Source organism: Kineococcus auxinigenes (assembly GCF_050871525.1).
In the GTDB taxonomy this organism is placed as follows: Bacteria; Actinomycetota; Actinomycetes; order Actinomycetales; family Kineococcaceae; genus Kineococcus.
The window spans coordinates 1-14445 of the sequence record NZ_JBKBCT010000092.1 but is presented as its reverse complement, the minus strand read 5'-3'; the positions used below and the strand labels follow the sequence as shown (position 1 = coordinate 14445).

The following is a 14445-nucleotide window of genomic DNA, read 5'->3' as shown; positions in this document are numbered from 1 at the left end:
CCCGGGCGGAAGGGGCCGTGGGTCACGCGCTGGTGGCGGCGGGGCGGGTGGGGGGGGGGCGGGGCACCCCCCCCGCCGGCCCCCCCCCCCCCCCCCCCCCCCCCCCACTTCTCAGTCAGTCAGATCACGGGGTGGTGGTCGTCGTGCAGGTCTTGACGCTGGCCGGCTGCAGACCGCCCGCGTCGCTGTTGTAGACCCAGTTCTGGGACGCAGCAGATGCGCCGTTGATTCGGCTGCCGACGATGCAGTAGCCGTTGCCACTGTTGGTGGAGGTCACGGTGAAGGTGTTCCCCGTCGAGATCTTGACAGTCTCGGTGCTGGCAGTGGTTCCGGTCCCGGCCGCCTGAGTCAGGGTCGCGGTGGTGCCAGAAACGGCGACCGTCGGGTACACCTGGGCATCCGTGAAGCTCGTCTCCATGGCGGTGGCGATCGTCTTCAGGTCCGACTTGATGGACGAGTCGACGGCCTTCTTGCGCTGGTTCAGGAAGACGGGGATGGCGATGGCGGCCAGGATGCCGATGATGATCATGACGACGAGGAGCTCGATCAGGGTGAAGCCCTGGTCCTTGTTCTCCATCGACTTGCGGATGCGAGCGAGCATTCGATGCTCCCCTTCAGTGAGTCCCGGAGCCGCTCGCGGGTCGCGCACCGGGTGACCGGTGTGGCGGCTCTTGTACCCAGAACATCGGTGGGTCCCCCCGGTTCCTTGAGCGGTCTCTTCACTCGATCACCCGACCGGCCCACTGGTCGGCGCTGAAAGCACGCCGGCCCGTGAGCAGGGAGCTCACGGGCCGTCGCGGTAGACGTCAGAAAGGGCTCGGGCAGGCCGTCTGTGATCCCGGCTGCTGTCCGCCGACGTTGCTGAGGTGCACCCACGGGTGGGAGGCGCGCGGGTTCGTCCCCACCACGCAGTAGGCACTGCCATCGGCGCTCACGGTGACAGAAATGGAGGTCCCTGACGTGAGCGTGATGGCGTCGATGATCTCCGGCCGGAGCGTCTCGGCCACCGGCAGGTAGCGCTCCTCATCGGTGAAGTAGGTCTCCTGGGCCTCGGCGATCGTCCGCAGGTCGGTCTTGAGGCCTGCGTCGGCGGCCTTCCGCCGGTGATCGAGACTCGCTGGGACGGCGATCGCAGCGAGGACCCCGAGGATCACCAGAACGACGAGCAGCTCGACGAGGGTGAACCCCTCGTCGAGCCGCCCGGATGCCGGGGCACCGGTCACTGGATGAGCTCGAACACGCCGAAGATCGGCATGTACATCGCCACGATCATCGCGCCGATGATGCCGCCGAGAAAGGCGATCATGAGCGGCTCGATGAGGCTGGTGAGCGCCTCCGTCGTGGCCTCGACCTCCTGGTCGTAGAAGTCGGAGATCTTGTGCAGCATCGAGTCCAGGGCACCGGTGTCCTCACCGACGCTCATCATCTGCACCACCATCGCCGGGAAGACGGCGTGCTCGGCCAGGGGTCCCGCCAGCGACTTGCCCCCCCGCACGCTCTCCATGACGTCCGCCGACGCCCGCTCGATGACGACGTTGCCCGAGGCGTTGCCGACGATCTCCAGGCTCTGCAGGATCGGCACCCCCGAGCGCAGCATGGTGCCGAGGTTCCGGGTGAAGCGGCTCAGGGCGATCTTCTGGGCCAGCAGACCGAAGATCGGCACCTTCAGCTTCAGCGGGTCGACGACGTTGCGCACCCGCTGCTTGTCCTTGATCTTGCGCCACACGATCGGAAGCACGATCGCCAGCACGACCAGGCCCGGACCGATGAAGCGCAGCAGGCTGGACAGCACCACGAGGATCTTCGTGGGCAGCGGCAGCTCGCCGCCCATGTCGCTGAACATCGTCGCGAAGATCGGGACGATGAACAGCAGCATGCCGGCGACGGCGAGGATGGCGATGACGAACACGACGACCGGGTAGGTCATCGCGGACTTCACCTTCGCGCGCAGCTTCACCTCGGCCTCGAAGTTCTCCGCGAGCTGCAGCAGCACCTGGTCGAGGAAGCCGCCGACCTCACCGGCGCGGATCATGTTGATCATCAGCGGCGGGAAGACGTCGGTGTGCCGGGCCAGCGCAGTGGACAGCGCCGTGCCGCTCTCCACCTCGGAGCGGACCTCCTGCAGGGTCGCGGCGAGCTTCTTGCTCTCGGTCTGCTCCGCCAGGATGGACAGCGCCTTCAGCAGCGTCAGGCCCGAGGACACCATCGTCGCGAACTGCCGCGACATCAGCGCCAGGTCCTTCAGCTTCACCCGGTTGGAGCCGGGCAGGTTGATCTCCATCTGCATGCCCTGGCCGGCCTTGGACTCCGTGACGGAGACCGGGGCCATGCCCTGGCTGAGCAGGCGGCCGATCACGGCCTGCTGGTCGGGCGCCTCCAGGGTGCCCTTGACGAGCTTGCCGGCGCGGTCGCGCGCGGCGTACTGGAAGTTCTGCTGCCCGCTCCTCGCCTTCTTGGCTGCGGTCTTGGCGGGTGCCTTCGTGGCGGTGGCCATGGGGCGGTCCTCTCTCAGAGCCGGCCGGTCAGGCGGCGGAACTCGTCGGCGGCGTGGCACTTCTCCAGGCCGTGCTCGAACGTGATCTGTCGGGTGCGGACGAGTTCCGCGAGGTGCTGGTCCAGGGTGTGCATGCCGAACTGGGCGCCGGCCTGCATCGCGGAGCCGATCTGGTGGGTCTTGCCCTCGCGGATGAGGTTGCGGATCGCGGGGGTGGCGACCAGGACCTCGGTGGCCACCACGCGGCCGCGGCCGTCGGCGCGCTTGCACAGCGTCTGGCACACCACGCCCTGGATCGCGCCGGCCAGCTGCACGCGGATCTGCTGCTGCTGGTGCGGGGGGAAGACGTCGATGACGCGGTCGATGGTCTGCGCGGCGTCCTGGGTGTGCAGGGTGCCGAAGACCAGGTGGCCGGTCTCCGCGGCCGTCAGCGCCACCGAGATCGTCTCCAGGTCGCGCATCTCGCCGACGAGGATGATGTCGGGGTCCTGGCGCAGCACGTGCTTGAGGGCGTTGGCGAAGGACTTGGTGTCCTCCCCCACCTCGCGCTGGTTCACCAGGCAGCTCTTGTGGCGGTGGAGGAACTCGATGGGGTCCTCCACCGTCATGATGTGGTCCTTGCGGGTGCGGTTGGCCAGGTCCACGATCGAGGCCAGCGTCGTCGACTTGCCCGAGCCGGTGGGGCCGGTGACCAGCACGAAGCCGCGCTGCAGGTTCGCGAACGAGCCCACGACCGGCGGGACGCCCAGGTCCTCCAGCGGCATGATCTCGTACGGGATGCGCCGGAACGCCGCCCCCAGGGACTCGCGCTGGCGGTACACGTTGACGCGGAAGCGGGAGTGCCCGGGCACCTGGTACGCGAAGTCAAGCTCCAGGTTCGCCTCGAACACCTCGCGCTGCTTCTGCGTGAGGATCGCGTAGATCGACTGCTGCAGCACCTGCGGAGTCAGCTTGTCGAAGCCCTCCAGCGCCGTCAGCTCCCCCGACAGTCGCGCCGTGGGGGCGGCGCCGGAGGTCAGGTGCACGTCGGAGGCACCGGCCTGCAGGCCCGCGATCAGCACGTCGTTGACCTTGAACACCGGCGCGCTGTCCTCACCGCCGGTGGTGACCAGCGCCTCGGCGCCCACCGGGACCTCGGCGACGTCCGGGGCCAGCGCCGGGACGGCGGGGCGCACGAACTCGTCGGCCAGGCCCGGCGTCGCGGCCGGCGGCACCGCGCGCGGCGCCGGCACCTCCGCGGCGAGCACCTCGGCCGCCTCACCGGTCAGCTTGGCCAGCAGCGCACTGACGTCGCGGCGCGGAGCCGGCGTGCCGTCCGGACGCAGGTTCACCGGCACGTAGGCGTCGACAGGCCGGCCAGCGGCACCCGCGTCGTTCATCTCGCTCCCCTCCACGGCACCCACCACGGCGCACGGCGGTGCCGTCGGTCGACACCGTCCTCACCGTGTCGGCGCACCGGGGGCGCGCCTTGAGGCGGGCGATCACCGCGCGCGGGCGGGTCAGCCGTTCGGGTGAGCGGAGGGGCTCAGGCGCTGGCGCGCGCCCGCAGCGCCGCCAGCCCGGCCTCGCGCATGGCCGCCAGGGGTGCGCGGTGCCCCGTCATGAGCTCCACCTGCGCGGCGCCCTGGTGCAGCAGCATCTCGAAGCCGCCGACGACGGGTCCGTCCCAACGCTGCGCCAGCGGCGTCGGCCAGGGCGCGTAGACGACGTCCAGCAGGAGCGGGTGCGGACCGGAGCGCCCCGTCAACGCCGCGGCGACGTCCTCGGAGGCTGCGGCGGGTACGGTGGACACGACCACCTCGGCCTCCAGCGCGGACGGCAGCTCCGCCCAGCCGCGCACGTCCACCTCGCCGCCGAGGCGGGCCGCGACCTCCCGCAGCTCCCGGGCGCGCTCGGGGCTGCGCACCACCGCCACCGGCCGCGGGCAGCCGGCCCGCAGCAGCGCCACCACGGCGGAGCGGGCCGTCGCCCCGCCACCCACCACGGTCCCGCTGCCGATCCGGGCCGCGCCCGCCTCGGCGAGGGCCGCCACGATCCCGTGCACGTCGGTGTTCTCCGCGCGCAGGTGCACCCCGTCGCCGGCACCGCGGGGGGTGACGACGACGGTGTTGACCGCGCCGACGGCGCGGGCGAAGTCGCTGACCTCGTCGACGAGCGGCACGACGGCCTGCTTCAGCGGCATCGTCAGGCTCAGCCCCGCCCAGCCGGCGTCCAGGGACGCCACCAGGGCGGGCAGGCGTTGCTCGTCGACCTCCAGCAGGTCGTACTCCCACCCGTGCAGGCCCAGGGCCGCGTAGGCGGCGCGGTGCAGGGCCGGGGACAGGGAGTGGGCGATGGGGTACCCGCAGACCGCGGCCCTCACCGGGCGCTCCCCCGTGCCTGCACCGGTCCGTCCACTCGCGCGCTCACCGCTCCGTTCACTCCGACTCCGGGTGCTCCCGCAGGTACTGGCGGAACAGCTCAACGTTGGCGGCGTGCTCGGCGCCGGTGGTCGCGAAGCGCGTCTCGCCGGTGGCCAGGTCCACCGTGACGAAGAACATCCAGGGGCCGGGCTCGGGGTTGACCGCCGCGCGCAGCGCCGCCTCCCCCGGGTTGCTGATCGGGCCCGCGGGCAGACCCGGGTGCATGTAGGTGTTCCACGGGGTGTCGGTGGCGCGCTGCTCTGCGGTGGTGGTGACGGTGGTGCCGTCGGTGCCGTAGCTGACGGTGGAGTCCAGCTGCAGCTTCATGCCGTCCTCGATGCGGTTCAGCAGCACCCGCGTCACCTTCGCCATGTCCTCGGGGGTGCGGGCCTCCTTCTGCGCGATGCTCGCCATGACGACGACCTCGTGCTCGCGCTCGGCCGGCACGCCCAGCTCCGCCAGCGCCTGCTTCGTGCGCTCCACCATGGAGCTGAGCAGCTCCACGGCGCTCTCGTCGGGGTCCACCTCGTAGGTGGCGGGGAACAGGTACCCCTCGGGGTTCCCGCCGGCGGAGGCGGGCAGGCCGATCGCCGCCGGGTCCGCCAGGGCGGCCTCGACGTCCTGGGTGCTGATGGGGGTCTGCTCGCCGATGAGCGCGACGACCTGGCGCACCCGCAGGCCCTCCGGCACGGTGAGCCGGGTGGTGATCTTGGCGGCGGGGTCCAGCAGCAGCGAGACGGCGGCGGCGGCGGACATCTGCTCCCTCAGCCGGTACGTGCCCGGCTGGATGCTCGCCATGCCCGGGTTCGCGGCGGCGGCGGACACGAACGCCTCCGTGGTCTTGACGACCCCGGCCTCCCGCAGGGTGCGGCCGATGGCGGTGCCGGAGTCGCCGGACTCCACCTTGACGTCCACCGAACCGGTGCCGGCGCCCTCGTAGTCGTCGCTGGCGGTCAGCCGGGACACGACGGGCTCCAGCGCGCCCCACGCCGCCCACGTGCCACCGGCGACCAGGGCCAGCGCCACCAGCAGCACGACCACGGCGCGGCCGCGCCGGCGCCTCGGCCGGCCCTCGCGGGTGCCGGGCAGGTCCATCAGGTCCATCACGATTCTCAGCCCTCCGTGGCGTCGGGACGCTCGTCCGGGTCGTGCGCCGCGTCCACCCCGGCGGGGCGTGCGGTCCTGCCGTGCCTGGCCTTGCGCCGCTTCGCGGGGCCCGGCGCGCCGGCGGCCGGCAGCACCCGGCCGGGTGCGCGGCCGCTGGAACGCTCGGCGTCCAGGGCTGCCTGCAGCAGCACCACCGCGGCCGCCTGGTCGACGACGTCGCGGAACTGCTTCTCCCTCCGGCCCGCGGCGTGCAGGGCGCGGTGGGCGTCGACCGTGCTGAGGCGCTCGTCCACGAGACGCACCGGCACCGGCTCGACGGCCAGGGCGATCTTCCGCGCGTGCGCGAGCGCGGTCAAGGCCGCCGGGCCCTCGGTGCCGTCCATCGACAGCGGCAGACCCACCACGACCTCCACCGCGCCGCGCTCGCGCACCTCGGCGGCGACCTGCGCCACGTCGGTGTCGGCCTCCGCGTCGCGCGCGAGCGTGCGCACGGGGGAGGCGATCACCCCGGAAGGGTCGCACGCCGCCAGCCCCACGCGGACGCTGCCCACGTCGACCGCGACCCTCACACCCCGGCGCACCGCTGCGCTGCCCGCCTCAGGCGGAGCCGGTGACGCGCCGGCCCACGGAGTCGCGCAGGCCCGCCAGCGCCTCGCCGACCTTGGCGGGGTCCTGCCCCCCGCCCTGCGCCACGTCGTCCTTGCCGCCGCCGCCGCCGCCGAGGGTCTGCGCGGCGCCGCGCACCAGCTCACCGGCCTTCACGCCCCAGCGGCGGGCCTCGGCGTTGGTCGCCACGACCACCACGGGGCGGTCCTTGGCGACACCGGCCACGGCGACGACCGAGGGGCCCTGCTCGCCGAGGCGGGAGCGCACGTCCAGGGCGAGAGTGCGCAGGTCGTCGGCGGAGGCGGTACCGGCGTCGTGGGTGACGACCCGCACGCCGAAGGTGTCCGTGGCCGCGGCCGCCAGTTGCGGGGCCAGCGCCAGGACCTGACCGGCGCGCAGCTTCGCGATCTCCTTCTCGGCGTCGCCGAGGCGGGTGAGCAGGGCGCCGATGCGGTCGGGCAGCTCCTCCGGCCGGGCCTTGACGACCTCGGTGAGCCTGTTCACCAGCAGGTGCTCGCGGGTGAGGAAGTCGAACGCGTCGGTCCCCACCAGGGCTTCGATGCGCCGGGCCCCGGATCCGATGGAGGACTCCGACACGATCGAGACGAGCCCGACCTGCTGGGAGGTCAGGGTGTGGGTGCCGCCGCAGAACTCCTTGGACCAGTCCTCGCCGATGGAGACGACGCGGACCCGCTCGCCGTACTTCTCCCCGAACAGCGCCATCGCGCCCGAGTTCAGCGCCGACTCGCGGTCCATGACGGCCGCGGAGACCTCGAGGTCGTCGTGGATGCGCTCGTTGACGACGGCCTCGATGTCGCGCACGACCTCGCCGCCCACCTGGGAGCTGGAACGGTAGTCGAAACGCATCCGGCCCGGCGCGTTCTGCGACCCGGCCTGGGTGGCGGTGTCGCCGAGGTGCTCGCGCACGACCTGGTGGACGAGGTGGGTCGCGGTGTGGGCGCGGCTGATCGAGCGGCGACGGCCCGCGTCGACGACGGCGTGCACGGCGTCGCCGGCGACGAGCTCACCGGTGGTGACGGTCCCCTTGTGCACGTACAGGCCCCGGACGGGCTGCTGCACGTCGGTCACCGTGACGACGGCGCCCGACGTCGTGGTCAGGGTGCCGTGGTCGGCGAGCTGGCCGCCGCCCTCGGCGTAGAACGGGGTGCGGTCCAGGACCACCTCGACGTCGGTTCCGGCCGGCGCGGAGGGGGTGCTGACCCCGCCCTGCAGGACCACGGAGACCCGCGCCTCGCCGGCGGCGTGCTCGTAGCCGGTGAAGACGACCGGGCCGGTCAGGCCCTCCAGCGTCGAGCGGTAGATCGACAGGTCGACCCCGCCGGTCTTCTTCGCCTTCGCGTCGGCCTTGGCGCGCCCGACCTGCTCGGCCATCAGCGCGCGGAACCCGGGCTCGTCGACGCCGAGCCCGGCCTCCGCCGCCATCTCCAGGGTGAGGTCGATGGGGAAGCCGTACGTGTCGTGCAGCGCGAAGGCGCGCTCGCCGGACAGCGACGACCCGCCGGCCGCCTTCACCTGCGTCACCGCGGTCTCGAAGATCGCGGTGCCGGAGACGAGGGTGCGCCGGAACGCCTCCTCCTCGGCGTGCGCGACGCGGGAGATGCGCTCGAAGTCGCTGCGCAGCTTCGGGTAGGAGGCGCTCATGACCTCCATCGACGCCGGCAGCAGGTGCGGCAGCGCGGGCTCCTCCACGCCCAGCAGGCGCATCGCGCGCACGGCGCGGCGCACCAGGCGGCGCAGCACGTACCCGGCGCCCTCGTTGCCGGGGGTGACGCCGTCGCCGATGAGCATCAGGGCGCTGCGGACGTGGTCGGCCACGACGCGCATGCGCACGTCGTCCTCGTGCACGGCGCCGTAGCGCTTGCCGGACAGCTGCGCGGCCCGGTCCAGGACGGGGCGGACCTCGTCGATCTCGTACATGTTGTCGACGCCCTGCTTGAGGAACGCGACGCGCTCCAGGCCCATGCCGGTGTCGATGTTCTTGGCGGGCAGCTCGCCCTCGACGTCGAAGTCGGTCTTCGAGCGCACCGCGGAGAGCTGGTACTGCATGAAGACGAGGTTCCAGATCTCGAGGTAGCGGTCCTCGTCGGCCTCCGGGCCGCCCTCGGCGCCGTACTCGGGACCGCGGTCGAAGTAGATCTCCGAGCAGGGCCCGCCGGGACCGGGCTGGCCGGTGTTCCAGTAGTTGTCGGCCTTGCCGCGGCGCTGGATCCGCTCGGCGGGCACACCGACCTCGCGCCACAGCGCGAAGGCCTCGTCGTCGTCGAGGTAGACCGTCACCCACAGCCGCTGCGGGTCGAAGCCGAGGCCGCCGCCGGCCTCCGGGGTGGTCAGCAGCTCCCAGGCGAAGGCGATGGCCTCGCGCTTGAAGTAGTCGCCGAAGGAGAAGTTGCCGTTCATCTGGAAGAACGTGCCGTGCCGGGTGGTCTTGCCGACCTCCTCGATGTCGAGGGTCCGCAGGCACTTCTGCACGCTGGTGGCCCGCCTGTACGGCGCGGGCACCTGCGCGGTCAAGTACGGGATGAACGGCACCATGCCGGCCACGGTGAACATGAGGCTGGGGTCGCTCGAGACCAGCGAGGCGCTGGGCACGACCGTGTGGCCCTTGCGCTCGAAGAAGTCCAGCCAGCGCCGACGGATCTCGGCCGTCTGCATCGAGGTGCCTCCTGCTCGTGCGGTCCCGCCGGGTCGGCCGCCCGGTGGCGTGCCGGTGGTGGCCACCGGCGCTCGGCCCTCGACCCTACCCGGCGCGCGGTCAGCGGCCGCGCACGATGCGGCGCAGGCGGGCCAGGCGCTCGCGCAGCTGTGCCTCGAAGCCGCGGTCGGTGGGGGTGTAGTACTCCCGCCCGACCAGCTCGTCGGGGGCGTGCTGCTGGGCGGTGACCCCCGCGGGGGTGTCGTGCGGGTACACGTACCCGCCGCCGTGTCCCAGGCGCTTCGCCCCGGCGTAGTGCGCGTCGCGCAGGTGCGCGGGCACGGGCCCCGCCATCCCCGCCCGCACGTCCGCGATCGCTGCGTTGACGCCGTTGTAGACGGCGTTGGACTTCGGCGCGGTGGCGTTGTGCACCACCGCCTGCGCCAGCACGATGCGCGCCTCGGGCATCCCGATCTGCGCCACCGCGTGCATCGCCGCCACGGCGGTCTGCAGGGCCGAGGGGTCGGCCATCCCGACGTCCTCGGACGCGGCGATGACGATGCGCCGGGCGATGAAGCGCGGGTCCTCCCCCGCCTCCACCATGCGCGCCAGGTAGTGCAGGGCCGCGTCCACGTCCGAGCCGCGCATCGACTTGATGAACGCGCTGACCACGTCGTAGTGCTGGTCGCCGGCCCGGTCGTAGCGCACCGCGGCGCGGTCCAGCGCGCGCTCGGCGTGCTCCAGCGTCACCACCGGGCGCGCGCCCGGCGCCACCGGGGTGTCGAAGGCGGCGCCCGCCGCGGCCTCCAGCGCGGTCAGCGCGCGCCGGGCGTCGCCGTCGGCCACGCGCACCAGGTGCTCCAGCGCCTCACCGCTCAGCTCCACCTCCCCGGCCAGGCCGCGCGGGTCGGTCAGCGCCGAGCGCAGCAGGCCGCGCACGTCGTCGTCGTCCAGCGGACGCAGCGTCAGCAGCAGCGAGCGCGACAGCAGCGGGGTGATCACGGAGAAGTTGGGGTTCTCCGTCGTGGCCGCCACCAGCACCACCCAGCGGTTCTCCACGGCCGGCAGCAGGGCGTCCTGCTGGGCCTTGGTGAAGCGGTGGATCTCGTCGAGGAACAGCACGGTCTGCCGTCGGTGCAGGTCGCGGTGCTCGCGGGCGTCGTCCACCACGCGGCGCACGTCCTTCACGCCGGCGGTGACCGCCGACAGCTCCGCGAAGCGCCGCCCGCCGGAGCGGGCGATGACGTGCGCCAGCGTCGTCTTGCCCGTGCCGGGCGGTCCCCACAGCACCACCGAGGCCGGGCCCGCGCGGCCCAGGTCGCCCTCGGTGGCCAGCCGGCGCAGCGGGGAGCCCGGCCCCAGCAGGTGCTGCTGGCCCACGACCTCCTCCACCCCGCGCGGGCGCATCCGCACCGCCAGCGGCGCGCCGGTCAGCACGGCGGGGCCGGCGGCCGGGTCGCCGCCGGGCTCGGCGTCGGTGGAGAACAGGTCGGCCACGGCCCGAACGCTAACCCCCTGCGACGACCCGCCGGGGCTCGCGGTTGCCAGCCGCCGCACAGCCCGCCCCGCGGCTGCTCCCACCCGGCCCGCCGAGGCTGGCCCGGACCCGTCCCCGCCCCCGGAGGTGCCCCGTGAGCCGCCCCGACAGCCCCGCCCCCACCACCGCCCCCGCCCACGTCGGCGCGACCGGCACCACCGGGGGCCCACCCGTCCGGTTCCGCGTGGTGGCGAGCACCCTGCATGCCGAGCCGCGCGGCGCAGAGCTGCCGACGGCGGCGGTGGACCCGGTGGGTCTGCCGGGGCGGCCGGCGGACCCGGTGCGCGACGGCGAGCGCGTGGTGGTCTCCACGGTGCGCACCCGCGAGGAGGCCGGGGCCCTGCAGGTGGTGCTCACCGGTGACGTGGACCTGGCCCTGGCGGGCGAGCTGGCGCTGGTGCGGGAGCAGGTGCTGGAGCACTGCGCGACGCGCCCCGGCCCCCGGGTGCACGTGGACGTGCGCGGGGTCACGGCCGTGGACGCGAGCGCCGTGCGGTTCCTGGAGCGGTTGCGGCGGGCCGCGGCCGCGGCGGGCGGCAGCTGCACGACGTCCCCGGCGCGGCCGGTGGTGCAGCGGGTGCTCGACCTGGCCCGGCCGGTGGCCCAGGGGGAGCTGGCCGCCTCCTGAGCGCCGGCGCTGGGCCGGACGGGGGACGTCCCCGGGGCCGCACAGGTTCCTCTCAGCGTTTCCCCCGAAGCGTCGCAGCCGGGGCACCGAGGATGGGGTCATGACCGCCACCACCACCCGCACCGACCTGCAGCGCCCCGACGGCAGCCCGCTGCGCGTGCTCGTCGTCGACGACGAGTCGACCCTGTCCGAACTGCTCAGCATGGCGCTGCGCTACGAGGGGTGGGACGTCCGCACTGCCGCCGACGGCCTGGAGGCCGTGCGCACCGCGCGTTCCTTCCGGCCCGACGCGGTCGTGCTGGACATCATGCTGCCGGACATCGACGGGCTGGAGGTGCTGCGCCGGCTGCGCGCGGACTCCACCGAGGTGCCGGTGCTGTTCCTGACGGCCAAGGACGCCGTGGAGGACCGCGTGGCGGGCCTGACCGCCGGCGGCGACGACTACGTCACCAAGCCGTTCAGCCTGGAGGAGGTCGTGGCCCGCCTGCGCAGCCTGGTGCGCCGCTCCGGCCTGGCCGCGGCCAAGCAGGAGCCGGTGCTCAGCGTGGGCGACCTGGTGCTGGACGAGGACAGCCACGAGGTCTTCCGGGGCGGTGAGGAGGTCAAGCTGACGGCCACGGAGTTCGAGCTGCTGCGCTTCCTGATGCGCAACCCGCGTCGCGTGCTGTCCAAGGCGCAGATCCTGGACCGGGTGTGGAACTACGACTTCGGCGGTCAGGCGAACATCGTGGAGCTGTACGTCTCCTACTTGCGCCGCAAGATCGACGCCGGGCGCTCCCCCATGATCCACACCGTGCGCGGCGCCGGGTACGTGCTCAAGCCGGCCGTCGACCCGGCCGCCTGAGCGGCGCACCGGACGTGACGGACCGCTCCGGGCGCGCGAGGGTGCAGGGGTGAGGTCCCCGCTGCACCGCCCGCAGACGCTGCGCGGCCGGCTCATCACCACCGTCACCGCGCTGCTGGTGGCGGTGGGCCTGGTGATCGGCGTGGTGACGACGTACGCGCTGCGCGAGGCGCTGATGGACCGGGTCGACGGGCAGCTGACCGAGTCGGTGGACCTGGCCCAGCGCTCCGAGTTCGGCGGGCGGGGCGGCCCGCGCCCGGACGGCGCGGAGGAGGCCAGCACCTGCCCCTCGGGGACGCGGCCGGCGTTCGTGGGCCCCGGGCAGGTGGACGGCACCCTGGGCGCGCGCTTCTCCGGCGGTGAACTGGTGGCCGGGCAGTCGGGGGTCATCGACACCAGCAGCACCGGCGGCCAGGAGTGCGCCGTCGCGCTGAGCGAGGCGCAGGCCGAGGCGCTGCGGCAGGTGGGGCTGGGCGACGCCCGCACCGTGGAGCTGCCGGGGCTGGGGACCTACCGCGTGGTGGCGGCGACCCTGCCCACCGGTGCGCTGCAGGTCACCGGGGTGCCGCTGGCGGGGGTGGAGTCGACCCTGTGGACGGTGGTCGGCGTGGAGGCCGCCGTGATCCTGCTGGGCGTGGCCGCCGCCGCGGTCACCGGCACCGTCCTGGTGCGCCGCGACCTCGCCCCGCTGCAGCGGGTGGCGAGCACCGCCGCGCGCGTGTCCGAGCTGGAGCTGGACCGCGGGGAGGTGGACCTGGAGCACCGCGTGCCCGCGCGCGACACCGACGAGCGCACCGAGGTGGGGCGGGTCGGATCGGCGCTGAACCGCCTGCTGGACCATGTCGGCTCCGCCCTGAGCGCCCGGCACGCCTCCGAGCAGCGGGTGCGCCAGTTCGTCGCCGACGCCAGCCACGAGCTGCGCACGCCCCTGGCGGCGATCCGCGGCTACGCCGAGCTGGCCCGCCGCAACCGCGAGAGCGTGCCGGCGGACGTGGCGCACGCGCTGCGGCGCGTGGAGTCCGAGGCGGTGCGCATGACCGGGCTCGTGGAGGACCTGCTGCTGCTGGCGCGCCTGGACTCCGGGCGGCCGCTGGTGCGCGAGCACGTCGACCTGACCATGACGGTGCTGGACGCGGTCAGCGACGCGCGCGTGGCCGGTCCCGAGCACACCTGGCGCCTGGACCTGCCGGAGGAGGCGGTGGAGGTCCCCGGTGACGGCGCCCGCCTGCACCAGGTCCTGGTGAACCTGCTGGGCAACGCCCGCAGCCACACCCCGCCGGGCACGACGGTGACCGTGCACCTGCGCACCGACGGCGGGCGCGTGCACCTGGAGGTCGTGGACGACGGGCCGGGAATCTCCCCGGACCTGCTGCCGCACGTGTTCGAGCGGTTCGCGCGGGGGGACTCCTCCCGCTCGCGCGCCGCCGGCAGCACCGGCCTGGGACTGGCGATCGTGCAGGCGGTGGTGACCTCCCACGACGGCCGCGTCACCGTGGACAGCGTCCCGGGGCGCACCGCGTTCCGCGTGGACCTGCCGCCGGCCGCGGCGGGCGAGCCGGCCCGCACCACCTGAGCCGCGGGCACCGCCCACCCCCGGCCCGCGCTTCGCCGGGCACCGGGACGAGAGCGTCCCCGGGGGCCCGTGCGCTCTCAGGAACCACCCAGGGAATCGACAGCACCGCACCTTGGCCGCTACAGCGGACGCACAGGGTCCGGGAGCACTCTGCTGCCATGACGACGAACCGCACCGCCAGCCGCTCGCCCCGCCGCAGCTCCACGGCCCTGCACCGCCGGATGCTCGCCGCGGGCCTGATCGCCGGCGCCTCCTCCGTCGGGCTGGCCGTCGCCACGGCCGGCACCGCCTCCGCCGCACCGCCGATCGCCACCGTCGAGTCAGGGCTGCGCACGCCCGTCGCGGTCCCGGCGGTCGCGACCTCCCCGGCGGCCCTGCCGGTCGAGCTGACCGGCACGGGCGCTCACCGCGGCACGTACGTGGTCACCGTCTCCCTCTGAGGTCCCGCTCCGCGGGACCGGCCGGGGGGGGGGGGGGGGGGGGGGGGGGGGGGGGGGCGGGGGGGGGGGGGGGGTGGGGGGGGGGGGGGGGGGGGGGGGGGGGGGGGGGGGGGGGGGGGGGGGGGCCCACGCCGAGCTGGAGTACGCCCCCGGCTCCAGCG

Annotated in this window: 13 protein-coding genes; 4 read left to right on the top strand and 9 right to left on the bottom strand. The window is 74.1% G+C overall.

Going from position 1 to position 14445, the window contains the following annotated elements; all coding sequences use genetic code 11:
• Positions 1-124: 124 nt before the first annotated feature.
• The 9 genes from ACRYR9_RS17955 to ACRYR9_RS17915 all read right to left on the bottom strand — a co-directional run bounded on the left by ACRYR9_RS17955 (position 125) and on the right by ACRYR9_RS17915 (position 10759).
• Positions 125-601, bottom strand: a complete 477-nt coding sequence (locus ACRYR9_RS17955; RefSeq protein WP_432498475.1) for a type IV pilin protein — start codon at positions 599-601, stop codon at positions 125-127.
• A 205-nt stretch (positions 602-806) separates the two neighbouring features.
• Entirely contained in the window at positions 807-1223 is a 417-nt protein-coding gene (locus ACRYR9_RS17950) for a prepilin-type N-terminal cleavage/methylation domain-containing protein (RefSeq protein WP_432498473.1), read from the bottom strand.
• A complete protein-coding gene (locus tag ACRYR9_RS17945) occupies positions 1220-2494 on the bottom strand; it encodes a type II secretion system F family protein (RefSeq protein ID WP_432498471.1) in 1275 nt (424 codons plus the stop codon). Before ACRYR9_RS17945 ends, ACRYR9_RS17950 begins: the two co-directional genes overlap by 4 nt.
• 14 nt (positions 2495-2508) lie before the next feature.
• Positions 2509-3873 (bottom strand): type IV pilus twitching motility protein PilT, encoded by a 1365-nt coding sequence (locus ACRYR9_RS17940; RefSeq protein ID WP_432498469.1) that lies wholly within the window; start codon positions 3871-3873, stop codon positions 2509-2511.
• Between the two features lie 146 nt (positions 3874-4019).
• Entirely contained in the window at positions 4020-4856 is an 837-nt protein-coding gene (locus ACRYR9_RS17935) for a shikimate dehydrogenase (RefSeq protein ID WP_432498467.1), read from the bottom strand.
• 55 nt (positions 4857-4911) lie between these two features.
• Entirely contained in the window at positions 4912-6000 is a 1089-nt protein-coding gene (gene mltG / locus ACRYR9_RS17930) for an endolytic transglycosylase MltG (RefSeq protein WP_432498465.1), read from the bottom strand.
• Between the two features lie 8 nt (positions 6001-6008).
• Positions 6009-6572: a Holliday junction resolvase RuvX gene (gene ruvX, locus ACRYR9_RS17925; RefSeq protein ID WP_432498463.1), complete on the bottom strand. Its 564-nt coding sequence runs from the start codon at positions 6570-6572 to the stop codon at positions 6009-6011.
• A 28-nt stretch (positions 6573-6600) separates the two neighbouring features.
• On the bottom strand, positions 6601-9282 hold the full coding sequence (alaS, locus tag ACRYR9_RS17920; protein ID WP_432498461.1) for an alanine--tRNA ligase: 2682 nt from the start codon (positions 9280-9282) through the stop codon (positions 6601-6603).
• A 100-nt stretch (positions 9283-9382) separates the two neighbouring features.
• Entirely contained in the window at positions 9383-10759 is a 1377-nt protein-coding gene (locus ACRYR9_RS17915; RefSeq protein ID WP_432498459.1) for a replication-associated recombination protein A, read from the bottom strand.
• Between the two features lie 134 nt (positions 10760-10893).
• On the opposite strand from ACRYR9_RS17915, the gene ACRYR9_RS17910 reads away from it, so the two are divergent.
• The 4 genes from ACRYR9_RS17910 to ACRYR9_RS17895 all read left to right on the top strand — a co-directional run bounded on the left by ACRYR9_RS17910 (position 10894) and on the right by ACRYR9_RS17895 (position 14284).
• Positions 10894-11427, top strand: coding sequence for an STAS domain-containing protein (locus ACRYR9_RS17910; protein WP_432498457.1), 534 nt, complete (start codon positions 10894-10896; stop codon positions 11425-11427).
• A 100-nt stretch (positions 11428-11527) separates the two neighbouring features.
• Positions 11528-12271, top strand: coding sequence for a response regulator transcription factor (locus ACRYR9_RS17905; RefSeq protein WP_432498455.1), 744 nt, complete (start codon positions 11528-11530; stop codon positions 12269-12271).
• Positions 12272-12320: 49 nt separating this feature from the next.
• Positions 12321-13844: a sensor histidine kinase gene (locus ACRYR9_RS17900; RefSeq protein WP_432498453.1), complete on the top strand. Its 1524-nt coding sequence runs from the start codon at positions 12321-12323 to the stop codon at positions 13842-13844.
• 158 nt (positions 13845-14002) lie between these two features.
• Positions 14003-14284 carry a hypothetical protein gene (locus ACRYR9_RS17895; RefSeq protein ID WP_432498450.1) on the top strand — a complete coding sequence of 94 codons (282 nt, stop codon included), beginning with the start codon at positions 14003-14005 and terminating at the stop codon, positions 14282-14284.
• The last annotated feature ends 161 nt before the right edge of the window (positions 14285-14445 follow it).